Genomic DNA, 22,020 nt, shown 5'->3' with positions numbered 1-22,020 from the left:
TCCCTTGCCAAGCCTTCCGATTGCGTGTCCGCCGAACGTATCTCCCACTGATATACTTGAGGCGTTAAGAATTAGCGGAAGCTCAGTGGCGTTATCTTAGCTTTTGGTCCGTGCTCGATGACAAAACCCCAGTGTCCCCGATCAGGCTGGCCGCAGCCGCCTCGTCAGCGCCATGCGCACACCGGCGAGGTTCAGCGCAAACGCGGCTGCCGCATAAGCCACGACACCTGTGACGATCGGCACAGTCAGGTCGAAGACAGTATTGCCCGTCGGATGCCTGACCGCGATGAAGGTCGGTGCCGCCATCGTGGCGGTTGCAAGACTGACCTTGACGATCGGGCGCAGTTCGAGCGGCAAGCGATGGGCGCGCCAGGACAGGAAGTACCCGGCGATCACGCCACCGATCTCTGCGATCAGCAGCGCCCAGGCCGCGCCGACAAGCTGGAAACGTGGGACGAGGATGAACATGCCGATGATGTTGATTGCCAGAATGATCATGCCTTGCGCGCCCATCAGGCTCGGCTTCTTCGCCAGCTGGAAGCTGACATGGACGAACTGATAGGAGATCGAGCGAAACAGCCAGGCAAATACGAGGATCGGGATGAGGATGGCAGCGGCATCGCGAAACTCGGGCCCAAGGATCAGGCTTGCAAAACCAGGCGCCACCAGCGCCAGTCCAACAACCATCGGCATCAGCACGGTCAGCAGCACCTCGGCGGTTTCCATCAGATGCCGGTTCGTGGCCTTGTGGCCATCCTGCGCCAATAGACGGATTGCCAGCGGAATCGTTGCCGAGCCAATCGCGACACCGGGAAACAGGATGATCTGCCGGACGAGATCGGCAGAGGCACCATAGACGCCTGCGGCCGTCTCGCCGATATAGGTTACGATGATCATTCGGTCGAGAACCGTGTGCAGCACGAAGACGAAGGACGAAGCGGTCATCGGCAGGCCAAAGCGCAACATATCTTTGAGCAGCCCGGTATCGAACGGATGGCGCGGCCGGCGCCAGACATCCGGTGCGTAGATCAACAGGGTCACGAGATAGGAGCAGGCCACGCTGACGAGCAGGCCCTGCCCGCCCATGTCGAACACCATCACGAGGCCTGCGGAGAAGATGAGCGTCAGCACAGCGCGCAGGATGACCGACCACATGTAGGCGCCGGTCTGCTGGCGTGAGCGAAATACCTCCTGCACGAATTCGAACAGCCCGACCGTGAAGGCCACGAACACAGCAGGCACGACATAGGTCGACGAGTCCTCGGCGATCAGCCAGGTTGCGAGAATGACGAGCGGGCTGAGCAGCATCAGTCCCGCATAGGCGCAAAGCGCGGTGGTGCGGACATCCTTCGATCCGCCTTCGGAATCGAAGCGCAGCACCGAGAATTTTATCCACCCGAACAGCAGGGTCGATATGACGCCGGCGACACCGGTGCCGACGACATAGATGCCGTATTCGTGCGGGCTCAGTATGCGGGTGAAGAGCACGACCGAGACGAACCCGAACAAGGCCGATACGGCGTTGGCAATCATGTATGTCGAGATCTGGCGAAACATCATTCGGCAGCACGCGTGAATTCGTCGATCACCTTCATCAGCGCCTTTGGGCGGCACCCGGCATCGAGCGGCAGCGGACGGTTGGGCTTACCGTCGTCGCGCTTGAACCACATCGGCACCCATGTATAGCGATCGGTGATGCCCCAGGTCAGAATTGCACTTGGCCGCGCCACGTCAGAGATCGCTTCGAGGAAATCACCCGCCCGTGCCGCGACGATCTGGTCCCGGTCATATTCCCGGGCGGGCAGCTTGTTGTCGATCACGTCGAGTTCAGTCACCAGAACCTCGAGCTGCATTTCCTTCACCGCCTCGACGAATTTCGACAGGCCCTCCTTGTCAATTTCCATGTCGCCCGGAAGATGTCCCTGAATGCCAACGGCATGGAGCGGCACGTCGCGATCCTTCAGATCGCGCAGAAGGTCGAGCAGCGCCTGGCGCCGATCGCGGCATTGCTGTGTCGGATTCTCAATATTGTAGTCATTGATGACGAGCTGAGCGGAGGGGTCGACGCCAGCGGCAGTGCGCAGGGCAAGCTCGATGTAGCGCTTGCCGAGCCGCTCCTGCCAGATCGAGCTACGGATCGTCGCCCCACGCTCGGGATGCTCGGCGATCGCCTCGTTGACGACGTCCCAGCTTGGAATCCGCCCCTGGTAGCGTCCGACGACGGTGGTGATGTGATGGACGAGCTCGCGTTCGGCTTGCGCCGTGCTCGCAATGGTCTGGGTCCAATCTGGCATGGCTCCGTACCAGGCGAGCGTGTGGCCGCGCATCTGCATGCCGTTTTGATCGGCAAAATCGATCAGCCGGTCGGGCTGATCGAACACGAACTGGTCTTCACTCGGACGCAGGTCGAACCATTTCAATCCACCCTCGCCGACCACGAGTTGGCAGTGGTCGACGATGGCTGCCTTGTAGTCGAATTCGGTATCGAGAAGATCCGTACGCACCGCCGCGCCATAAGGGATCGCGCCTCTTACAGGCGCTGCCTTGGCAATCGGGTCACTCCAGACAAAAGGATCGAGCGCGCCGGAGGATGCCAGTCCGGCACCCAATGCGCCGAGAACGAAGTCCCGCCTGCGCATAAATTGATATCCTTAGATTGCGTAATAATGAACCAGAATTCGACCGCGCACGCGGGCAAGGCCTTCAACTTCTGCCTTTTAGTGGAGACTTGCTTCGCGCGCACGCGACAATTGAAATCGCTCTTAATGGATACTTAAGGAAAATCAGGTCTCTTAACCATAAGTTCGCGCTTTCGCGCCGTGTCAATAAGATCTCGCCGCCCATGTATGAAGCCGCTCCCCGACATCAGACTCCGGTCATCAGTACGCGTGGCTGGACGAACCGGGAGAAGCACGACGTTGCCGTTCCAGGGCTGCCGGTACTCAAGGTTGCCGAGCCAGCTGCCGCAGCAAGCCGCCCTTCCGTCTTTCAGGAGCTGTTTCAGTTCGACCTTGTACGCATCCTCAACTGGTTGCGCTCGGGTCTTGTCTGGATCATCGCGTTTGCCATCCTGGGTGCTGTCGCCGGCTATGCGGTCGTATTTGTCGTAAAGCCGCGCTTTGCGGCAGGAATCGATCTTCTCGTCGACCCGTCGAACCTGCGGGTCGTCGCTGACGACATCTTCTCCGAAAGCATGCAGCGAGACACGCAACTTTTGGATGTCGAGAGCAAGTTGAGGGTCCTGACGTCAGGTAACGTGTTAAGCCGCGTGATCGATGACCTGAAGCTCACCGTGGATCCCGAGTTCGTTTCGCCGACATCGAAGGATCCGGCCAGCGACGCGCTCCGCGCACTTGCAAAACGCGTCACCGCCCGCCGGGACGAGCGCTCTTTCATCGTCAACGTCGCCGTATGGACGCAGAGCCCGGCCAAGTCCGTTACGATCACCAATGCCATTGCGACCGCCTTCCAGGAGGAACTCGCCAAGGCGGAATCGGAAGGCGCCGGCCGGGCGGCAAGCTCGCTGTTTGCACGCCTGGGGGACCTTAAGGTCGAGGTCGCCAAGGCAGAAGCTGCCGTCGAGGCGTTCAAGCGCGAACAGGGGTTGCAATCAAGTTCCGGGGAACTCGTGAGCACCCTGATGTCAAACCAGACGAACACGCAGCTGATCGACGCCAAGGCGCGCCTCATTCAGGCGCAGTCGCGTTATAATGAACTCGTATCCACCAATCCGAAGAACCGTCTCAACGCCTCTGCGCTGCAGTCGGAAACGATGACGATGCTGCGCACGCAGTATTCGACCCTCAGGCAACGCGTGACGTCTCAATCGGCCGTGCTGGGGCCGCGTCATCCGATGATCCTGGCACTTGAGCCCCAGCTCAGAGCACTGGAAGGCCAGATCGATGCCGAGACGGCACGCATCGTGCAAGCCGCAAAGGCCGAACTCGACCAAGCCAGATCGGCGCTTGACGCGCTGAACTCGGAAGCCAACCAGATGAAATCCTCGGTCTTCCAGGATACCGCCGCGCAGATCCACCTGCGCGAACTGGAGCGCGAGGCGCGTGCCAAGGCGACGGTCTACGAAGCCTTCATGGCCAGGGCAGGAGAAGCTGCAGAACGCCAGCAGATCGACACGACCAATGTGCGAATTGTTTCACCGGCAGTCGTCCCGACAGCCCGCAGCTTCCCGCCGCGCGGCTATGTCCTGGCCGGTGCTGGCAGCGTCGTCGGCCTTTGCCTCGGCCTTGCCGTCGCGGTCTTGTTGGGGCTTTGGCGAGACTATCGCCGGCTGAGCGCAGCTTTGGGCAAAGCCTATGGCTGACATTGGCAAGACTGCCCCGGTCAGAAACGGCGGCGCCTTCGCAGCCTTTCTCTTCCTGGCCATCTTCAGCTACTTTTGGGTCGGATTGAACCCGTTTCCCGATCCGAACGCCGCCAGCCTTTCCACACCCTATGGCGGCAGCTCGAACGTGCTCAATCAGTTGATCGTGATCGCCATGTCGGGCGTGGTGCTGGCCACAGTATTGCAGAACCCGGCGCGTCACCTGCTGCTGCGCCCCTATGGCCTCCTGATTTGTCTGCTCGTGTGGCTGCTCTTCACCGGTCTTTTTGCGGGCGATCCGAGCGCGGCCTTCCGGCGTATCGTTTTTGCGATCCTGGTCTGCCTTTGCGCAAATGCGATGCTGCTCATTCCAAGAAATGGCCCGCAGTTCGCCAGGCTGATGTGTATTGGCCTGACGTTTACGATCGGCCTTTCCTATTTTGGCGTCATCGCTCTACCGCACCTTGCCGTCCATCAGGCGACAGATGCGCTGGAGCAGTCGCTTGCGGGTGACTGGCGCGGTCATTTCGGCCATAAGAACGTTGCCGCCGCGGCAATGGTCTATGCCGTTTTCTTCGGCCTCTACATCGCCAAGGCGGGGCACCCCCGGCTCGGTCTGCTGATTGCGCTGTCAGCGGGCTTCTTCGTGCTTCATGCTGGCGGCAAGACCTCGGCGGCGATGCTCCCGGCAATCCTTCTGCTTGCCTGGATTTTTGAACGCTGGACCAGGCTCGGCATGGTGATGCTGGCAGGCGGCCTTGTCAGTTTGAATCTGATCTTGCTTTCGGCGGCGGTCTCGCCTTCCTTCAGCAGCTTGCTTGCCTCGGCCGGCATCGATCCGACCTTCACCGACCGCGGCTCCATCTGGCGCCTTGCACTTTCGGCAATCGCCGAGCGACCCATCATCGGCTACGGGTTCCAGTCGTTCTGGCAGACCGACGCCTTGTTCAACAGCGGCCAGGCCATGACCACCTGGGCAGTGACCGCCGCCAATTCGCACAACGGCTATGTCGAGCAGCTGATCAATGGCGGCATCCCGGCGCTGGCGATGACGGTCACCTGGCTGGTGATCCTGCCCATTGGCTACGCCCGCCGTGCACTTGCCGGCAGCAACGACATCACATTGACACGCCTGTTCTTGCGGATCTGGTTGTTCTCGCTGTTTCTGGCCTGCCTCGAAAGCCCCTTCTTCGGCAACAGCGGACCGATCTGGTTCACGATGCTGCTCGCTGTCTTCGGTTTGAGATTGCAAGCCAATGCGGGCCTCGTCGCCAGCGCACCTGCAGCGCCGGTGCTGAAGATGGATCTTTGCTCCGCGCCGCCGGTCAAAACGCCGGTTTTGGGAAAAGCCCGTTAACCTCATCCTTAGCCACCGATTGTAGAATGCCGGCCAGCCAACTACAGCTTCGCCGCCGACAATCCACAAAGTCGCCAATGCGGCAAGGCCAACAATCTTTGGCGCCGATCGAGGTTTGGGTGATGCAGGAAAATAAGCGGTCCGTTGAGGCAGTCGTTTGCATCCCGACGTTCCGTCGGCCGGCATGGCTTGCGCGCACCCTTTCATCCCTCGTCGATCAAGTGACCGATTTCCCTTTCGCCATCGTCGTTGTTGATAACGACGCGGCCAATCCCGCCGGCGCGCGCTATGCCCGCGATTGTCTCGCCAGGGCCAACCTGCCATTCTTGATCCTCACCGAAGAGCGGCAGGGCAATTGCTACGCCATCAACCGTGCATTCGGCGAGGCGATGACGGCCTTTCCCGAGGCCGAGTTTCTGCTGATGATCGATGACGATGAAATGGCACTACCCGGCTGGCTTGCCGCAATCGTCGGCACAGCCCGACGCGAGAACGCCGACATCGTCGGCGGACCAGTCGTGCGCGAGTTCGAAGTGCCAGTATCCGACGCTGTCACCCAGCATCTGCTCTTCGGTTCGATAGAGGGTTCGACACGCGCAATCGATCAGATCCACGGCTCCGGCAATTGCCTGATACGGCGGCGCGTGTTTGCCGGCCTTGCCTCGCCACTATTCGATATCCGCTTCAACTTCCTGGGCGGCGGCGATATGGAATTCTTCACCAGATGCCGCAAAGCCGGTTTCAAGAGCTGGTGGTGCGCCGAAGCCCAGATCCGCGAATTCGTACCGCAGGAGCGCGTTTCGGCCCGCTTCCTGATGAAGCGCTCGCTGCGCACCGGAAGCATCAACTATGTCATCGACCGGATGCACAGCACCTCGGCGATGCGTGTCGTTGCGAAAAACGCCCTCAGCCTTGGGGCCGGCTGCCTGCGATCGACAGCACTATTCCTGCGAACCCGGCGGTTGCTGCCGGCAAGCCACCCGCTGCTGGTATCGCTCGGTCGTACCTTGGCAAGCCTCGGGTTCCTGCCGACCCCCTACCGGGCCAACAACTAGGCCGCATCAGCCAAGGGCGACCTCGCGGATGACCTCGATTGGCGTGCGTGTATGCGACTGAATGGCGATTGTCGTCTGATCTGGCCTCAATCCATCGACGAATGCTGCCAGTCCTGCCCTGTCGAGAGCGGGCCCCTGCCAGTAGGTCAGGCACGGGCTTTGCAAAACACGTTCGTGCCGCTCGGCGAGTTCGGCGTCATTGGCAACAGCGATACCATAGATCAGGTACTCGGAAAAATGCCTGGTGCGGGCAAGCGCCTGCCACCACGGAAGGCCGCTTGCTGCTTCGATCCGCTTCACCATAGCCACCACCGTCCGCCGCTCCCAAAGGACCATCTGGCTGATGAAATCGTCACCCGGCAGTGCTGGGGCGCTCAGGCCAAGCAGCCGGTGCGCATTTTGCCACCAGCGGACATGGCTCGGCCGTGAGCGATTGACATCCCCCGGCGCAACGTAGTGGGCAAGCCTCGGCGTCGATGCAGTCGCGCTCAGGTCGAGCGGACGGCAGAAGCAATTGTCGGAATCGATGCACATCACCCGCTCGCTCGGCTGCGCCACGGTCATCGCGATCTTGCGCATCTGCTGCAGGTGCCAGCCATAGATCGGCAGGAGAAGATGCGGCGCCCACCAGTAGCGTCGCCGACGCCATTTCGGCAGTGACCAGAGCGGTGGAAGCAGGCTGGACGAGACGATGACGCGGCGTCTTTCTCCTTCGAAACCGGCGAAAGCGTCGGCGTCCTCGTCGCCGATCACGATGTAGTGCACGTCGTAGCCGGTGACGTATCGATCGATCGAGTCGCAGAGAAGGCGGCAACTGTCGAGGTCACCACGATAGCTCGGTGTGATGAGCGAGATTGAGGAGCTCATATGATCGTCGTTCCCGATCAAAGACCTGCAGAGAGAGCCCGCAGCGAATGCCGGAGCATCGCATAGATCGCAACCGGATTGGTTGTCAGATAGCGCTTGGCCAGCCGACGCGGCTCGAGGATCATGCGATACAGCCACTCAAGGCCCATCCTCTGCATCCATTGGGGTGCGCGGCTCTTGCGTCCGGCCAGGAAGTCGAACAGGCCGCCTGAGGTCTTGATCAAACCGACATTGTGCAGCCTGTCGATGTTGCGAACGACGAATTGCTGCTCCAGCGGCACGCCGAACCCGATCCAGAGGATATCCGGAGCGGCCGCATTGATTGCCTCGACGACCGCATCTTCCTCGGCACGGTCGAAGTAGCCGTTGCGCCACCCGGCAAAACGAAGCCCAGGGTAGGCGTTGGACATATTCTCGACCGCTCGGGCATTCACCTCTTCGCTGGCGCCGAGGAAATAGAAGCTGACGCCGGCCTTCACCGCGCGCTCGGCGACGGCATGCACGAGATCGGTTGTGGCAACACGCTCCGGCAAAGGTTCGGTGGAAGAAAGCCTGGAAAACAGCACCACCGACATGCCGTCGGCATGGATCTGGTCGGCCTGACGTGTCATCGAGCGAAAATTGGCATCGTGCTCGCACAGCGCGATGACATGACCGTTTGCGGAGGTGGAGTAGAAAGGACGCCCGCCGGCACCCCTTCGCTCGAGCGCCAAGCGAATGAAGGCGTCCGCAGACTCCTCCATGCCGGCTCTCACGATCGGCAGGCTTCCAAGCCGGTTCGTCGGCCATTCATTCATCGAATAACTCAGACGCGCTGACGCACTACTATGCCTTGCCATTCACGCACCTCGAAACAGGCATCGGTTCAAGCCCGATCATTAGCTGTTTCGACGGACGATCGCTGTAAAACCTCGCGCTATAGTTAATCCACGCTCCACACGTGATGGTCGCAGGCGCCCGTCATGAAGACACGCCAAGCATCGAACCTAAAATTGTAAGCCGACCTTTACGAAAAGACGGTATCAACGCGATGTGGCCGCCTGCCCATTCAGAAGGTTCGATATGCCGAAACGTCGCTATCTCGCACTCGTCTCCGACGCCTACCAGACCTGCGGTGTCGAGGAATTTGCGCGGCAGACGGCGTTACGCCTCGCTGAGCGGACTGATCAGCATGTGCTTGACGGCGATATTCGCCGGCTCACGTCTGCACTTGCTGATGTGGACGCCGTCATCCTCAACTTTCCCGTTGTGGCCTGGAAGAAGAAGCTCACGCAGCCGATCGCGGCGGCACTCACCACCCGGCTGCGTCGAAAACAGCTTGTCGTGGTACTGCACGAGTGGGACGCTCTCGACTGGAAGCGCCGCCTGGTGTTGGCTCCGGTGGTGATGCTCGCAACACAGATCTTGTTTTCAGCGCCTGAGGTGGCTGCCGAATTTGCTGGAAGTCCACTGTCTGCCCTGTCAACTGGCCGGCGCGGGGTCATACCCATCCCGCCGAATCTTGCTTTGCCAACTGTGTTGCATGACGGCTCGGTTGCCCGGACACTCGAGGAGCAGCGCAAGGCGGGGCGGCTCGTCCTTGGGCAATTCGGCTCGATCTATCCCAAGAAGCAATCGACGGCGGTTCTGGAGGTTGCTGCGCGCCTGCTGGCACTCGGTCACGACGTCGGCGTCGTGTTCGTCGGATCATTCATCCGCGGCACCGATAACGTGGAGCGCGATTTTTATGCGCTTGCAGACAAGCTTGGCGTTTCGGGTCGGGTCACAGTCACCGGCTATGTTGCCAATGCAGAGGAACTCTTCGGCATCTTCAAGCAGGTTGACGTGTTTTGCTATCTCTTCTCCGAGGGGCTCACAGCGCGTCGGGCAAGCGTGCTTGCGGCAAGCTTTTCGGGAAAGCCCGTCGTCGTCAACGCGCCGCGACAGCCCGACGCCGTCGCCCACCATGGCCTGTTTCGCAAGCTGATAAACGGCGGCGCGATACGTCTGGTCGACACACGGGCCGACGCAAACGCTATGGCCGACGCCGCGTTGGAAGCGAGCCAAAGTCCTGTCGCATTGATTGACGCGAAAGCGGAAGTCGACGCCTTGTGGAGTGCCGTCATCGACGCACTTGATGGCGAGAAGGTCGTGCATATGTGAGGTTCCGGCGCCGCCAATGACGCAGTGACTGGGAACAATGGCTCGCGATGATCGTTCTTTTCATCAGCGGCAGATGGGTTGCCGCCAGATGAAAGGACGTGATTAGAGATGGAAATGACGGAGGGCCGCCGGCTTGCGGAGGAATATCTGCGGCTCGGCGGGAAGAGACGCGTCAAGATCGACGACAACCAGCAGACTGTTCGCGCATGGGAGGCGGATCCGCCTGCCGCGGAGCAGTTCTGGCATGATCGCGTAGAGGGTTTGGAAGCACGCCGGCGGAAGGAAGTTGAGTTCTTCCTGCCGTCGATCAACTCCCCGTAACCGGAGAGCAGATGTGAAAGACGCCCTCATTTGCTGGCCCGGACAATCGAGCCCGGCCCGAGGTTGAACGCGTCGCGCGATTTCAGCGATGGGCACAATCCAAGTCGATCCGCTTCACTCTGCGCGCTTAGCGCGCGAGCCATCCGCCATCCACCGGCATCACCGTCCCGTGGACATAGTCCGAGGCTTTTGACGCCAGAAACACGGCGGCACCTCCAAGATCTGCCGGGTCTCCCCAGCGCCCCGCGGGAATGCGGGCAAGGATGCCGGCGCTGCGCTCCAGATCCTCGCGAAGAGCGGCGGTATTGTTCGTGACGACATAGCCAGGGGCGATGGCATTGACATTGATGCCTTTGCCCGCCCACTCACAAGCCAGCAGGCGCGTCAATCCGGCAAGCCCGCTTTTTGCTGCCGTATAGGATGGAATGCGAATTCCGCCTTGGAACGACAGCAACGAGGCAATGTTGATGATCTTGCCGCTACCTCTTTCCAGCATGTGCCGGGCAGCAGCCTGCGACAGGAAGAAGACGGTCTTCAGATTGACGTCCATGACTGCATCCCAGTCAGCTTCCGTGAAATCGATAGCGTCGGCACGCCGGATGATGCCGGCATTGTTGACGAGAATATCGAGCCTGCCGAATGTCGCCACTGTTTCGTCAACAATAGCCTTGACCGGTTCGATCGAACCAAGGTCTGCCTTGATCACGTGAAACCGTGCACCTGCGGTTTGGACAGCCGCCTGCGTCTCGTCCATGGATGAGCGACCGACAGCGACAATCGAGGCGCCGGCACCTGCCAGTGCCACGGCAATTGCCTGACCGATGCCGGTGTTTGCGCCGGTGACGACGGCGACCTGCCCGGAAAGATCGAACATGGTCATAGGCATCTCACTTGAGGAATTCGGCGCGATGCGGCGTGAACGTATCGATCAGCCGACCCTTGGCAAGAGCCCTGACCCCGTGGACCAGGTCGGGAGGAACGATGAAGCTTCCTCCCTGGTGAAGCGTTTCGGTCCTGCCATCGATCGTCACCTCGAAGCTGCCTTCCGCAACATAGCTTGCCTGGATGTGCGGATGAGAATGCAGCGCGCCGACGGCGTCCTTTTCGAAGACGACCTCGACCATCATCATTTCAGGCAGGTAGGCCATGATGCGACGGGTGACGCCCGGCTCCGGGTTCTTCCACTCTGCACTGTTGCCCGATACGAAAAGATCACTCGCTGTCATACAGCCTCCTCACTTCAGATCTTCGATGGCGACGAGATCGACGTCGGTATAGTCGACATTGTCGCCGGCCATTGCCCAGATGAATGTATAGCTCGATGTACCGACACCGGAATGGATGGACCAACCCGGTGACAGAATGGCCTCCTCATTGTCCACGATGAGGTGGCGCGTCTCGCCGGGCTCTCCCATCAGATGCACGACGCGTGCTCTTTCCGGCAGATCGAAATAGAGATAGGCCTCCATTCGCCGATCGTGAACATGGCAGGGCATGGTGTTCCAGACGGAGCCCGCCGCAAGCGTCGTCATACCGACGACGAGCTGACAGGTCCTTGCGCCTTCCGGGTGGATGAATTGAAAGATCGTACGCTCGTTGCTCGTCGCCTGCGCACCGAGATCGAGACGCTTGGCATCGGCGATGCCAATATGCCTGGTCGGGTGGCGCATATGCGCTGGCGCACTCAGCAGATAGTATTTCGCCGGCTCTTCCGCGGAGGCAGATTCGAACGTTACCGAGGAGCCGAGCCCGGCATAGATCATGTCGCGCGTCCCGACCAAAAAGCGCTCGCCATCGACAACGACAGCGCCGGCACCACCAATGTTGACCGCGATCAGCTCGCGGCGCGCCAGAAGCGCGTCCGTTCCTGCCGGCTTGATCGTTTCCAGTGCGAGCGCTCCCGAAGTCGGCATGGCACCGCCGACAATCATGCGGTCATAATTGGTGTAGTGAAGCTGGATGCGCCCAGCAACAAACAGCGGCGGCAGCAAGAAGTTCTCGCGAAGCTCGGCGGTTCCAAAGCCGGCTGCGGTCTTCGGATCAATCGCGAAGCGATTGGTATAGTCGGTGTGACTCATGATGCCCCCCAGGGCCTTCAGCTGAAGTCATCATACATATTGATCACACTTCAGCAACACGCCGCGATCCATTCACCCGCAACAAATCCATCCATGCTCACCGATGGCAAAAATTACCAAACGTTGCCAACTAGTTACAGCTGGATCCCTCTGCTATAATATTTGTATGATGACTTCGAGACATGTTGTCTTTGTGTGCCGCTGGCGATATGCTTCAGCACCCTTCACGGAGACGACGATACTCTTGAACACCACCCCTCCTCAGGTCGATCTCACTGCATCCAGACGTCAGAAGCTCTCCGAACGGATTGCCGGCTCCCTTCGCCAGGATTTCCTTTCGGGCCAGGTCTCCCTGGGCCAGAAGTTGCCGACCGAGACCCAGCTCGCCGGGACCTTCGATGTCAGCAGGACTGTCATTCGCGAGGCAATCGCAGCCCTGGTGGCCGATGGATTGCTGGAAACCAGGCAGGGGGCAGGTATTTTCGTGATCGGCCATCAGACGTCCGGTCCGACCAAAAGACAGGATAGATCAAGCAACATATCGCACGCGCTGAACGTGCTCGAAGTGCGCATCGCGCTTGAAACGGAAAGTGCGGCGCTGGCCGCAACCCGCAGGAACGCGTCACAGGAAGCCCAAATCCAGGAGAGCTTTTTTGAATTCGACCGCCTCCTGCAGCTTGGCAAACCGACAGGCCAGGCTGACTTTGCTTTCCACCGATCCGTTGCCGAGGCGACCAACAACCCTTTCTATGTCGAGGTTCTCGATGCGCTAGGCGCGCGCACCATCCCGTGTGACGTAACGTCACCCTATGCGGCGGAAGACGTGCTCTCCTTCAGCTATCAGGCCGGGTTACAAAGAGAACATCTTGCAATCCTCAATGCAATTTCTGCAGGCGACGCTGCTGCCGCACGCGATGCCATGCGCGCTCATCTGTCGGCCAGCCAGGAACGATATCGCGAACGCCTGCGGGATCGGCGAACGCGATACCAAAGCGATATCGAAGCGACCTAACGGATAAGGACGCTCAAATGGCCCGGATTGACGGATGTCATCGCGACGCTGGCAACGTCCTCCTGACCCGGCTGCGTTCCATCAAATGTGCCAATCGCTGCCCGCGCTGGCTTCGGTGGCGGCGAGCGCCGGAGTGTCCGCAAGGGCATACGCCCTGATATAGTCGATATGCATTTCCGAACCGTTCGCCAGCCCGTTCGACGGCGTTCCCGCGGGGCCGCCGATAGCAAGGTTGACCAGCATGTACATCGGGTCGTGCATGTCCGCAGGCGTATCGGTCTGCGCCACTGCGACGTCATCGAAGTACCATGTGACATGATCCTCGTCCCAAAGGACGCCGTAGTTGTGGAACCCGTCGGTGCTCGGCACTTTGACGGGAAAGGAGGTCATCGTATGCGCTCCGTTATGGTCGCTGTGTACCGTCACATTGACCGTGTTCGGGTCCTGCCCGCGCATCTCAACGACATCGAGCTCGGGCGGCCAGGACCCGTCCTCCGGAAGCAGCCAGAAGGCCGGCCAGACGCCCTGCTCTGTCGGCATATCGGCGCGGATTTCGAAATAGCCATAGGTCTGGGCAAAGGAGGAATGGGTGTTCAGAAGTCCTGATGTGTAGTCGTAGCCGTCGATCTGCGCCTGGATTGCCTGGGAGGCAGGTTCCGCCGAGATCGTCAGCACGCCATTGTTCACCGAGAACGGATTTGCCGCTGCCGTCGGCGCGTAGGACGGATTGATGTACCACTGCAGCTCGCCGTTTCCGGTCAACGGGCTGCCGCGTTCCGGAGCCCACCAGAACTTCGCATCCCATGTGCCCTGATCTCCGTTGCGCAGAGACAGGCTGTTGAACTCGTCGTCGAAGCTCAACGCCAGATGTGAGCGGTCGAGCGTCAACTGAAATTGGCTGGCCTGCAGTTTGGAGGCATCGGTATTGGCAAAAACGAGGCTCTCGCCGCCGCCGAGATCGAGCCGCAGATTGGCGCCCTCCTGAGTGGTATGAGCCAGAACCTGCTGGAAGGACGAAAGCCCATAGCTGTTCAGCCGCACGGTATCGTCGCTGCTGAAATCAACGATCAGATCGCTGCCGTTGCCCCGGGAGAAGATGAATGTATCGGCCCCACCTCCGCCAATCAGCACGTCGTTGCCAGCGGCGCCATCAAGCGTCTGGCTACCCGAGGCTCCGGAGATGATGTTGTCTTGCGCATTGCCGAAGGCATAGCGCCCGTTGCCGGTGACGGTCAGGTTCTCGAAATTCGCAGGCAGTGTGTAGCTCATCCAGGTGTTGATCGTGTCGATCCCTGCTCCAGGCGCCTCCACCGCGCGATTTATGCTGGAATAGAGATAGTAGATGTCGTCGCCGGTTCCGCCGTGCATGGTCACATTGACGGAACTGTCACCCCATATTGAATCGTTGCCGGCGGTTCCGTTCAGCACCGGGCCGGAACCGGTCGCGGAAAACCATGCGGTCGAGGCGCCGCTGTAGTACAGCGCTTGGCCGACGGCGTTTTGTATCGACTTTGCCATTATCAACTCCTTCGGGTTTTGATAGGTCTCAAGGGTCTTGCTCCTCCCATGGCTGCCACTATTCCTCCCGAAATGCGCGGGCCAGCTGGTCCGTGAACGGCTTTGCGAGATAACCGAGTGCTGTGCGCTCGCCGGTCTCGATAAACGCTTCGACGGGCATTCCGGCAACCGGTGCCAGCGCGCCAAGCCTCTGCCATTCGTTTTCAGGCACTGCGACCCGAAGCGTGTAATAGGATTGACCGGAATGTGTGTCCGTCGTCAGGTCAGCGGATATGGACACAACGCGTCCCTTCAGTTCCGGCGTCGTCCTGTAACTGAACGCGGAGAACCGCAGGCTGACCTCCTTGCCAACAGCGACCTGGTCGACATCCTGTGGCGACAGCTTCAGTTCGGGCGTGAGCACATCGTGATCGGGCACGATCTGCATGATGGCCTCGCCGGGCGAAATCACGGCCCCCGGCGCATGGACGGCGAGCTGGTGGACGATGCCGTCTTGCGGCGCCCTGAGGTCGACGTGTCGCAGCTCATCCTCTATTGCAATGCGGCGCTCGGCATATTCGCCGCTGTCGCCCTCGGCCTGTCTGAGCTGCTCGGATACCTCACTTCGATGATCGTCCCCCACCTGGATAATCTGCAGCTCTGTTTCGGCGATCTTGCCCTTGATTTCGGCTGTCGAGGCAACGAGGCTGCCGAGCTCTCCCGTCAAATCAGCCGCATCACGTTGCAAGGCGTAGACGCGTGTTGCCGGAATGGCTCCCTGTCGAAGCAGCGGCTCAAGGCTTGCGAGTTCCTTGTCGATGATGCCGATCGCACGGCGTTTGCCATCCTGCTGAGCCGTCAGACCTTCGGCCTGCTGCTCGAGCTGGCGTACGCGCTCGCGCAGTTGCGCCGTCCGTCCGCGAAGCGATGCGCGGCGGTCATCGAACAATCGCTGCTCGGCGCTCACGAGGGCGGCAGCCTGAGCGGCATCGGTGCCGCTGACGACCGCCGGAAAAGCGACGGCATCATGGCCGTCGCGCTCTGCTGCAAGCCTGGCGGATCGCGCCGCAAGCTCTCTTAGCCGTCGCGATATGATCGCAAGGTTCGCCTTCGTCTGCGTGTCATCGAGATGGACGAGGATCTGGCCAGCCCGGACGCGATCACCGTTGCGGACGAAGACCTGCCCCACGGTGCCGCCCTTCTGGTGCTGCACCGGCTTGACGTAGCTGTCGACGACAAGTGTTCCCTGAGCGATCACCGCGCCATTTATGCGGATCGCCGAGGCAAGCCCGCCAAGCACGCCGACAAGAAGGATGGCGGTTGCCAGAGCGAGCAAAGTGAGGCGGCGGATTGCCCGTTCTGTCGATGTCACGGCTGCTCTGATCATGACGACACCTCCCCTCCGGCACGCAGCAGTCGGACGAAGGAGCCGGTGGCAGCGGTTGGCTTTGGCCCGGTCCTGAGAATATCGCTCTTGGGGCCAAACGCTTTGGCGCGGCCACCTTCGAGAACCAGCACCTTGTCGACGCCAGACAGCACACTTGACCGGTGGGCAATGACGAGCACCACCCCTTGGCGCGATCGAATACCATCGATCGCCTGTGCCAGCGCCAATTCGCCCTCGACGTCGAGATTGGAATTCGGCTCATCCAGCACGACGAGGAACGGATCGGCGTAGAGTGCCCTTGCCAACCCGATGCGCTGCCGCTGGCCCGCGGACAGGGCCCTGCCTTGCTCGCCGACCCGTGTATCGAACCCTTCAGCGAAGCCGACGATCATGTCGTAGACACCCGCGGCTCTAGCGGCAGCGATGATCAACGCCGAAGAGGCTTCCGGGTCGAACCGGGCGATGTTTTCGGCAATCGTCCCTTCGAACAACGAGACGTCCTGTGGCAGGTAACCGATATGGCGGCCGCGCGCCTCCGGCGCCCATTGTGAAAGCGACGCACCATCCAGCCTGATATCTCCGCCAAAGGCTGGCCATAGCCCTACGATAGCGCGCGCCAGCGAAGATTTGCCCGAGGCGCTCGGGCCAACGATACCAACTGCCTCGCCCGCTCTGATCTCGAAAGACAGTCCGCGAATGATCGGCATTTTCGAGCCGGGAGCCCCGAGATGAAGATTTTCCACCGTCAGTGATTGGCGCGGCGCCGGCAGCGCGACGTCGTGGCGCGTCTCTTCCGTGAGCCGTACGTCCCGGCCGAGCCGCGACCAGGCCTGTCGCGCTGCTGCAAATCCTCGCCAATGTGCGATGGCAAGCTCGATCGGCGCGAGAGCGCGGCTAACGAGAATGGAGCTGGCAATCATGATGCCGCCGGTGGCTTCCTGACGAATGACCAATATCGCACCGACAGCCAGCACGGCGGACTGCAGCAGCATGCGCGCGGACCGTGACAGCGTCGACAGCGAGTTGACGAGAGTGGCCGTGCGCAAATGACTGTCGAGGTGGCGCTGGTTGATCTCAGCCCATCGCGCCGAAAGCATTGCCGCAAAGCCCATTCCGACGACGGCTTCCGAATTGCGCCTCGCTGTTTCGGCAAATGCCATCCGTTCTTGAAGGATCGCGACCGTCTCTCTTGTCGGTTCGCGCGACTTGAGCTCGGCAAGCAACGCCAGCCCCGTCAATATCAGGGCGCCAGCTGTGGCCGTTAAGCCAATCCAACTGTGAAAAAGGAAACACAGGGCGAGATAGAACGGCATCCAAGGCAGATCGAACAATGCCGACGGACCAGGGCCGGACAGGAAGCCACGCACCGTGTCGATATCACGGATCGTCTGCAGTCCATCTCCGGGCGAAGGTTTGCGCGATGCCGAAAAGGCGACTGAGAGAAAGGCACGCCCTGAGAAACGCTCGTCGACAGTTCGTCCGACCTGACCGAGCAGCAGCGACCGCGTTAGATCAAGCAGCCACTGGAAGGCGAAGAGAGCGACAACGATGACGGCCAAACCGACGAGCGTCGGCAGGCTGCGGCTCGGAATGACACGGTCATAGACCTGAAGCATGAAGAACGAACCAGTGAGCGCCAGGACGTTGACGAGGCAACTGGTCACGCCAAGACCCAGAGCGGCGACGCGCAATGACGAAAAGAGGCCAAGCAGAGGTCGCGGCTGTGGAGGGGATTTGACTTCAGACAACTGGGCTCCTTGTGGTCTTAGCGCAGACGCACCGTTGCCGAAGCGCCGGTGGCCCGAGACATCGAGATAGGTTGCCTAGACTGAGCCAAAAGGGATTGGATGACGACCGCAAACAGCGGCATCTGTTCCATTGAGCACTAACACACCAAACCAAGCGTTAAGCGCGAAGTCGTGGTCCAGTTACTTCGTCAAACGACTGTCTTCATTCAAGCGCGGCAGCGCGATTGCCGGCCAATCTTCTAATACTGGCGAGTGTATTTCTTGTATTATACACAGTTCTGGTTGCATTTGCGTTTGGATTTGCGTTTCAGGCCGCAACTTCAAAGGCAGCGCAAGTCTCGCCGAGCGCGATCCCGGCCACTTGATCTGCGGCTGCAGCTGATTGGCGAGCAAGAAATGCCAGCACCGAATGATTAGACAGGTTCCGCAGCATTGGACCAAGTATCGCGCTGTATTGCGACGTCTTTGACCAGCAAACGCGCGCAGGCATCTGGCTGAGAACTTTGCTCAACTCCTGGAGCCGACAATTGGCATCGCATTGTGAGGTTCGCGAACATCACGCCCCTCAAAATGACCGAAAACGCGCGGAAGCAAGCACTTGTGTATGGCTCCATTGTCAGAACAACGTGTGCCACAATGCCGCCATAGATTTCGAGGCAATCTTTCTTGCAAAACAAGCGGATAGCGGAAATGAAATTCCTGGCTCTATTTGCAACAGCGCTTTTGCTAATCGTCTTTCAGGCTCAGGCCCAGATTTACGGACCGTATGACGACTACGGCGACTACGACTACTATGACCCGTATGGATCATATGGACCGCCGCCGGTTTACGACGAGCCAATGCCAGAACGCCAACCACGGACGAGGAGTGGAAAGGGGACAATTGTCATCGCCACGCGGGAGCACACGCTTGTTTATACGACGCCCTGGGGCGAGCAGCTCGCCTATCCGATTGCTGTCGGGCGCGACGGGAAACGATGGTACGGCACAACACACGTCACGTCGAAGCGCAAGCATCCTGAGTGGCGACCAACGGCTGGCATGCGCCAGAAGAACCCCAGGCTGCCGGTCGTCGTGAAGCCGGGCCCTTCCAATCCACTTGGTACGCGCGCCATTTATCTTGCCGACGGCCTATTGCGCATTCATGGCACCAATGATCCCTCTTCTATTGGCACCAATGCATCGAGCGGTTGCTTTCGCATGTACCGAGAGGATGTCGAGGAGCTCTACGAAATGGTCCGACCGGGAACGCGTGTGATCATCCGGCGATGACTCTAGGGCAAGGATAACCCTGATCCCTCAATGTCCAGGATGGCGGCTTTGGGAGCTCGATTGGCAAAGCAAACCCAGCAAAGCGATCCCGCCGTTGCACGCAAGGTGCCAACACTCAGTCCGGCGTTTCGTCATCAAAGCTTCATCCGGCTCTGCCATGACCTAGTAACGATGTCGAATCCAGATCCCACCGAACTCTCTCCAGTGTCACCCCGCATCTCACCGACCGCCTCGCCGCGCCTTGCCGCATTGGCAAAAGCCGTCCTCGAGGGAGGCACCAAAGCGCGCAGCTCTTTGCGCCGCCGCCTCGTTGGCGAATTGCTGGCGAAAGCGCCGAGGGATTATCAGACCGAGATTGACGTTGCCGTCGAGCGGATCATCGTCGACGCGCTGAGCACGTCCTTCCCCTCCTACGCGATCAAGGGCGAGGAAGCGGTTGGCAACCGGAACGCAAAGGATGGCGCTCCCATCATCTATATCGATCCAATCGACGGGACGACGAATTTCGCCTGGGGCATCCCACATTTCGGCATGACGATCTCGATCGTCGAAGATGCTGAGATCGTCGCCGGCGTCGTCTATGACGCAATGCTGGACGAGCTCTTCAGCGCCGAACTGGGCGGCGGATCGTATCTGAATGGCGAGCGCATCCGGTGCGTGAGCTCCAAGGGGATCGAAGACGTGCTCGTCGGAGCTGGCTTGCCGATCCCGGGCCAACTCAAGGCCGTGCCCGAGGAGATTTATTTCAGCGCGCTCAAACGATTGATGGCCACCACCGCAGGGGTACGGCGGCTTGGGTCAGCGGCATTATCGATCGCCTATGTCGCCTGCGGGCGGCTGGACGGCTTTTTCGAGGATGGATTGTCATTGCACGATTACGCCGCCTCCGCCCTGCTGGTGCGTGAGGCAGGCGGTGAGGTTACCGCTTTCAATGGTGGACCCGTCACCGCCAACGGAGACGTCCTTGCCGGCAATCGGGTTCTCCACCCCTGGCTCGTCGAAGGTTTTCAGGCCTGATCGTCCATCAGAAGCCGTTCCAAACCGACCGGGTCATCCGTCGTGATCTGGTCAGCTTTCAGCTCCAATAGGCGCTTGACGCCCGGTAAGGCAGACGGCACGGCCGAGTTGATGGTATAGGCGTCGACGACCCGTCCGGCCTCGTGAAATGCGCCAATCAGGTCATAGCCCGCCTGATCGGCATAGAGCACCAAACGGCGATCGAGATAGATCATCTGCGCGCGTGGCACTGCGCGCAGAGCGACCGCAACAAAGCCCGCGAAATCGCGGGTTTCCATCAGCCGCTCCATGGCCCCATCGTGGCACGGGTCGTAGCCGATTGCCATCTCGGGCACAGCCTGCGAGAGCCGCTCGACGGCAGCCGAATCACCACCTGAAAGAATAACCGAACCCACAACAGGCGAAATGGCAGCCGCGAATGCGGCGATATCTTCGTCGGAAATAGCGTCTGAATTCTCTTTCAGGTCAAGCTGCAGACCAGCTCTTGGATGTCGGCTGATTTGACCGAGCAGTTGCGCAAGATCCTCGAGCATCATCACCTTGTGTCCGCTCGGCGCCCCGAAAGGGTCGCGAAGATAAAGACCACGCAAATAGGCCTCGGATGCCTCGCGAACCGGACCGGAACCGGTTGTCGCGGCATCAAGCGTCTCATCATGCAGCACAGCAAAGCCATCACCGGCAAAGCGCACGAGATCGATCTCCACGCTGGCGCCGAGTTCCATGCCATCAACGATGCGTTCGCCCGTGAAGGAAATGTCGCCGGCAAAGCGGTGTCCTCGGTGCCACTTCAGCCAGGTGCGATGCCCGGCTCTTTCAATCGCAATTCCGCGGCGCTCAAGCATGCCCAAACACCCGATCGTTCTGTCGTGCCGCTATCGCACCGGACTCGTGAACGAGCCGGTTGTCCCGGAACGCCCTGAAGGCCGAGGCTACCGGCTCCACTGACGCGCCCTTCGCCCAGGCGCTGTTGCTCGATGTCATTGCTTTCACCCTCGCTCCGTCGGCAAGATCAACCTCGACGATCTTATGGGTGCCAAAATCGATGCTGCGATGAACGATGCCGCCACCCATCCCGTTCGCCGCGACAAGCGACAGCGCTTCCGGCCGAACGGCAAGCACCACTTCCCCGTCTGCAACGGGAACGGAAAGCGCAAAGGCTGCATGCTGGCTGACACCACCCCTCACAGTCGTGCGAACGAAGTTCATCGAACCGATGAAGCCGGCGACGAATTCGGTCTCCGGCTGGCGGTAGATGCGATCGGGCGGCGCGATCTGTTCGGTGCAGCCATCGCGCATCACGACGATCCGGTCGGCGAGCGCGAGCGCTTCATCCTGTCCGTGCGTGACGAAGAGCGTCGTGATGCCAAGCCGCTGCTGAATGTCGCGCACCTCCTCGCGCAACCGCTCGCGCAGGTGCTGATCGAGGCTGGCGAAGGGTTCGTCGAGCAGAAGGATCTTTGGCTCGAGCACAAGTGAGCGGGCAAGCGCCACACGCTGCTGCTGGCCACCGGAAAGCTGTGTCGTCATGCGCTTGGCGTAGTCGGCAAGACCGACAAGCACCAGCGCCTGTTCAACGCGCTCCCGGATGTCGGCTTTCGGAAGGCGGCGAAGCTTGAGACCGAATGCGACGTTGTTGAAGACGTCCATGTGCGTCCACAGCGCGTGGCTCTGGAACACCATGCCTGTCGGACGCTTCTCCGGCGGCATTGATGTAACATCCTTTGAATCGATCAGGATGTTTCCCGCGGTCGGCTCTTCGAAGCCGCCAATCATGCGCAGCAATGTCGACTTTCCTGATCCGGAAGGACCAAGCAGGCAGACCAGTTCTCCGTCTTCGACATCGAGGAAGACATCGCGGACCGCCGAGGTGGCGCCGAAGCTCTTGGAGATGCCTTTTATCGTCAAGCGTGCCATCTGGAGCCCTTCCTGGCGTGATCCGCAGCAAT

Annotated in this window: 20 protein-coding genes; 8 read left to right on the top strand and 12 right to left on the bottom strand. The window is 60.3% G+C overall.

All coding sequences use genetic code 11. From position 1 onward, the window contains the following. Positions 1-141: 141 nt before the first annotated feature. Both ACSQ9D_RS26740 and ACSQ9D_RS26735 read right to left on the bottom strand, forming a co-directional pair. Positions 142-1,560 (bottom strand): lipopolysaccharide biosynthesis protein, encoded by a 1,419-nt coding sequence (locus ACSQ9D_RS26740; RefSeq protein WP_436284857.1) that lies wholly within the window; start codon positions 1,558-1,560, stop codon positions 142-144. After that, positions 1,557-2,639 (bottom strand): endo-1,4-beta-xylanase, encoded by a 1,083-nt coding sequence (locus ACSQ9D_RS26735; RefSeq protein ID WP_436284856.1) that lies wholly within the window; start codon positions 2,637-2,639, stop codon positions 1,557-1,559. Before ACSQ9D_RS26735 ends, ACSQ9D_RS26740 begins: the two co-directional genes overlap by 4 nt. Positions 2,640-2,842: 203 nt before the next feature. Between ACSQ9D_RS26735 and ACSQ9D_RS26730 the strand changes: the two genes are divergently transcribed. From ACSQ9D_RS26730 to ACSQ9D_RS26720, 3 genes are all read left to right on the top strand, one after another. Next, on the top strand, positions 2,843-4,321 hold the full coding sequence (locus ACSQ9D_RS26730) for a GumC family protein (RefSeq protein ID WP_436284855.1): 1,479 nt from the start codon (positions 2,843-2,845) through the stop codon (positions 4,319-4,321). Then, positions 4,314-5,678 carry an O-antigen ligase family protein gene (locus ACSQ9D_RS26725; RefSeq protein ID WP_436284854.1) on the top strand — a complete coding sequence of 455 codons (1,365 nt, stop codon included), beginning with the start codon at positions 4,314-4,316 and terminating at the stop codon, positions 5,676-5,678. Before ACSQ9D_RS26730 ends, ACSQ9D_RS26725 begins: the two co-directional genes overlap by 8 nt. A 122-nt stretch (positions 5,679-5,800) precedes the next feature. Next, on the top strand, positions 5,801-6,733 hold the full coding sequence (locus ACSQ9D_RS26720; protein WP_436284853.1) for a glycosyltransferase family 2 protein: 933 nt from the start codon (positions 5,801-5,803) through the stop codon (positions 6,731-6,733). A gap of 6 nt (positions 6,734-6,739) precedes the next feature. Here ACSQ9D_RS26720 and ACSQ9D_RS26715 read toward each other — a convergent pair whose 3' ends face one another. Continuing rightward, the gene (locus ACSQ9D_RS26715) at positions 6,740-7,600 is read right to left on the bottom strand and encodes a DUF6492 family protein (RefSeq protein ID WP_436284852.1); all 861 of its coding nucleotides are present in this window, start codon (positions 7,598-7,600) and stop codon (positions 6,740-6,742) included. A gap of 17 nt (positions 7,601-7,617) precedes the next feature. Beyond that, positions 7,618-8,397: a WecB/TagA/CpsF family glycosyltransferase gene (locus tag ACSQ9D_RS26710; protein WP_436285182.1), complete on the bottom strand. Its 780-nt coding sequence runs from the start codon at positions 8,395-8,397 to the stop codon at positions 7,618-7,620. Positions 8,398-8,662: 265 nt separating this feature from the next. Between ACSQ9D_RS26710 and ACSQ9D_RS26705 the strand changes: the two genes are divergently transcribed. Both ACSQ9D_RS26705 and ACSQ9D_RS26700 read left to right on the top strand, forming a co-directional pair. Continuing rightward, the gene (locus ACSQ9D_RS26705; RefSeq protein ID WP_436284851.1) at positions 8,663-9,742 is read left to right on the top strand and encodes a glycosyltransferase; all 1,080 of its coding nucleotides are present in this window, start codon (positions 8,663-8,665) and stop codon (positions 9,740-9,742) included. Between the two features lie 108 nt (positions 9,743-9,850). Further along, positions 9,851-10,063 carry a hypothetical protein gene (locus tag ACSQ9D_RS26700; protein ID WP_024317410.1) on the top strand — a complete coding sequence of 71 codons (213 nt, stop codon included), beginning with the start codon at positions 9,851-9,853 and terminating at the stop codon, positions 10,061-10,063. A gap of 127 nt (positions 10,064-10,190) precedes the next feature. Here the strand turns inward: ACSQ9D_RS26700 and kduD are convergent, their stop codons facing one another. Genes kduD through kduI form a run of 3 tightly spaced genes read right to left on the bottom strand, consistent with a single transcriptional unit; the run spans position 10,191 to position 12,141 of the window. After that, positions 10,191-10,943, bottom strand: coding sequence for a 2-dehydro-3-deoxy-D-gluconate 5-dehydrogenase KduD (kduD, locus tag ACSQ9D_RS26695; protein ID WP_436284850.1), 753 nt, complete (start codon positions 10,941-10,943; stop codon positions 10,191-10,193). A 7-nt stretch (positions 10,944-10,950) separates the two neighbouring features. Then, positions 10,951-11,289: a cupin domain-containing protein gene (locus ACSQ9D_RS26690; protein ID WP_037121064.1), complete on the bottom strand. Its 339-nt coding sequence runs from the start codon at positions 11,287-11,289 to the stop codon at positions 10,951-10,953. Between the two features lie 9 nt (positions 11,290-11,298). Then, positions 11,299-12,141, bottom strand: coding sequence for a 5-dehydro-4-deoxy-D-glucuronate isomerase (gene kduI / locus ACSQ9D_RS26685; protein WP_436284849.1), 843 nt, complete (start codon positions 12,139-12,141; stop codon positions 11,299-11,301). Between the two features lie 244 nt (positions 12,142-12,385). Between kduI and ACSQ9D_RS26680 the strand changes: the two genes are divergently transcribed. After that, positions 12,386-13,153 carry a FadR/GntR family transcriptional regulator gene (locus ACSQ9D_RS26680; RefSeq protein ID WP_436284848.1) on the top strand — a complete coding sequence of 256 codons (768 nt, stop codon included), beginning with the start codon at positions 12,386-12,388 and terminating at the stop codon, positions 13,151-13,153. An 81-nt stretch (positions 13,154-13,234) separates the two neighbouring features. Here the strand turns inward: ACSQ9D_RS26680 and ACSQ9D_RS26675 are convergent, their stop codons facing one another. The 3 genes from ACSQ9D_RS26675 to ACSQ9D_RS26665 are packed head-to-tail and all read right to left on the bottom strand — an operon-like array spanning position 13,235 to position 17,785. Next, entirely contained in the window at positions 13,235-14,671 is a 1,437-nt protein-coding gene (locus ACSQ9D_RS26675) for a family 16 glycosylhydrolase (RefSeq protein WP_436284847.1), read from the bottom strand. 58 nt (positions 14,672-14,729) lie between these two features. After that, a complete protein-coding gene (locus ACSQ9D_RS26670) occupies positions 14,730-16,037 on the bottom strand; it encodes an HlyD family type I secretion periplasmic adaptor subunit (RefSeq protein WP_436284846.1) in 1,308 nt (435 codons plus the stop codon). After that, positions 16,034-17,785 carry a type I secretion system permease/ATPase gene (locus ACSQ9D_RS26665; protein ID WP_436284845.1) on the bottom strand — a complete coding sequence of 584 codons (1,752 nt, stop codon included), beginning with the start codon at positions 17,783-17,785 and terminating at the stop codon, positions 16,034-16,036. The genes ACSQ9D_RS26670 and ACSQ9D_RS26665 overlap by 4 nt, the downstream gene beginning before the upstream one ends. A gap of 690 nt (positions 17,786-18,475) precedes the next feature. Between ACSQ9D_RS26665 and ACSQ9D_RS26660 the strand changes: the two genes are divergently transcribed. Then, positions 18,476-19,057 carry a L,D-transpeptidase gene (locus ACSQ9D_RS26660; protein ID WP_436284844.1) on the top strand — a complete coding sequence of 194 codons (582 nt, stop codon included), beginning with the start codon at positions 18,476-18,478 and terminating at the stop codon, positions 19,055-19,057. Between the two features lie 171 nt (positions 19,058-19,228). After that, positions 19,229-20,074: an inositol monophosphatase family protein gene (locus ACSQ9D_RS26655; protein ID WP_436285181.1), complete on the top strand. Its 846-nt coding sequence runs from the start codon at positions 19,229-19,231 to the stop codon at positions 20,072-20,074. On the opposite strand, the gene ACSQ9D_RS26650 is transcribed toward ACSQ9D_RS26655, so the two are convergent. Both ACSQ9D_RS26650 and ACSQ9D_RS26645 read right to left on the bottom strand, forming a co-directional pair. Then, on the bottom strand, positions 20,065-20,916 hold the full coding sequence (locus ACSQ9D_RS26650) for a glycerophosphodiester phosphodiesterase (RefSeq protein ID WP_436284843.1): 852 nt from the start codon (positions 20,914-20,916) through the stop codon (positions 20,065-20,067). The two genes, ACSQ9D_RS26655 and ACSQ9D_RS26650, sit on opposite strands and share 10 nt — an antisense overlap. Continuing rightward, complete coding sequence (locus ACSQ9D_RS26645; protein WP_436284842.1) at positions 20,909-21,988, bottom strand: ABC transporter ATP-binding protein; 1,080 nt, start codon at positions 21,986-21,988, stop codon at positions 20,909-20,911. Before ACSQ9D_RS26645 ends, ACSQ9D_RS26650 begins: the two co-directional genes overlap by 8 nt. Positions 21,989-22,020: the final 32 nt, after the last annotated feature.

The sequence above is a fragment of the Rhizobium sp. LjRoot258 genome (assembly GCF_964254185.1).
Classification (GTDB): Bacteria; Pseudomonadota; Alphaproteobacteria; order Rhizobiales; family Rhizobiaceae; genus Rhizobium.
This window is presented reverse-complemented; position numbering and strand designations above follow the sequence as displayed.

What these genes read in the sequence shown, in the direction of transcription:
- ACSQ9D_RS26740 (WP_436284857.1), bottom strand. Translation starts at nt 1,560, where the DNA reads ATGATGTTTCGCCAGATCTCGACATACATGATTGCCAACGCCGTATCG.
- ACSQ9D_RS26735 (WP_436284856.1), bottom strand. Translation starts at nt 2,639, where the DNA reads ATGCGCAGGCGGGACTTCGTTCTCGGCGCATTGGGTGCCGGACTGGCA.
- ACSQ9D_RS26730 (WP_436284855.1), top strand. Translation starts at nt 2,843, where the DNA reads ATGTATGAAGCCGCTCCCCGACATCAGACTCCGGTCATCAGTACGCGT.
- ACSQ9D_RS26725 (WP_436284854.1), top strand. Translation starts at nt 4,314, where the DNA reads ATGGCTGACATTGGCAAGACTGCCCCGGTCAGAAACGGCGGCGCCTTC.
- ACSQ9D_RS26720 (WP_436284853.1), top strand. Translation starts at nt 5,801, where the DNA reads ATGCAGGAAAATAAGCGGTCCGTTGAGGCAGTCGTTTGCATCCCGACG.
- ACSQ9D_RS26715 (WP_436284852.1), bottom strand. Translation starts at nt 7,600, where the DNA reads ATGAGCTCCTCAATCTCGCTCATCACACCGAGCTATCGTGGTGACCTC.
- ACSQ9D_RS26710 (WP_436285182.1), bottom strand. Translation starts at nt 8,397, where the DNA reads ATGAATGAATGGCCGACGAACCGGCTTGGAAGCCTGCCGATCGTGAGA.
- ACSQ9D_RS26705 (WP_436284851.1), top strand. Translation starts at nt 8,663, where the DNA reads ATGCCGAAACGTCGCTATCTCGCACTCGTCTCCGACGCCTACCAGACC.
- ACSQ9D_RS26700 (WP_024317410.1), top strand. Translation starts at nt 9,851, where the DNA reads ATGGAAATGACGGAGGGCCGCCGGCTTGCGGAGGAATATCTGCGGCTC.
- kduD (WP_436284850.1), bottom strand. Translation starts at nt 10,943, where the DNA reads ATGACCATGTTCGATCTTTCCGGGCAGGTCGCCGTCGTCACCGGCGCA.
- ACSQ9D_RS26690 (WP_037121064.1), bottom strand. Translation starts at nt 11,289, where the DNA reads ATGACAGCGAGTGATCTTTTCGTATCGGGCAACAGTGCAGAGTGGAAG.
- kduI (WP_436284849.1), bottom strand. Translation starts at nt 12,141, where the DNA reads ATGAGTCACACCGACTATACCAATCGCTTCGCGATTGATCCGAAGACC.
- ACSQ9D_RS26675 (WP_436284847.1), bottom strand. Translation starts at nt 14,671, where the DNA reads ATGGCAAAGTCGATACAAAACGCCGTCGGCCAAGCGCTGTACTACAGC.
- ACSQ9D_RS26670 (WP_436284846.1), bottom strand. Translation starts at nt 16,037, where the DNA reads ATGATCAGAGCAGCCGTGACATCGACAGAACGGGCAATCCGCCGCCTC.
- ACSQ9D_RS26660 (WP_436284844.1), top strand. Translation starts at nt 18,476, where the DNA reads ATGAAATTCCTGGCTCTATTTGCAACAGCGCTTTTGCTAATCGTCTTT.
- ACSQ9D_RS26655 (WP_436285181.1), top strand. Translation starts at nt 19,229, where the DNA reads ATGTCGAATCCAGATCCCACCGAACTCTCTCCAGTGTCACCCCGCATC.
- ACSQ9D_RS26650 (WP_436284843.1), bottom strand. Translation starts at nt 20,916, where the DNA reads ATGCTTGAGCGCCGCGGAATTGCGATTGAAAGAGCCGGGCATCGCACC.
- ACSQ9D_RS26645 (WP_436284842.1), bottom strand. Translation starts at nt 21,988, where the DNA reads ATGGCACGCTTGACGATAAAAGGCATCTCCAAGAGCTTCGGCGCCACC.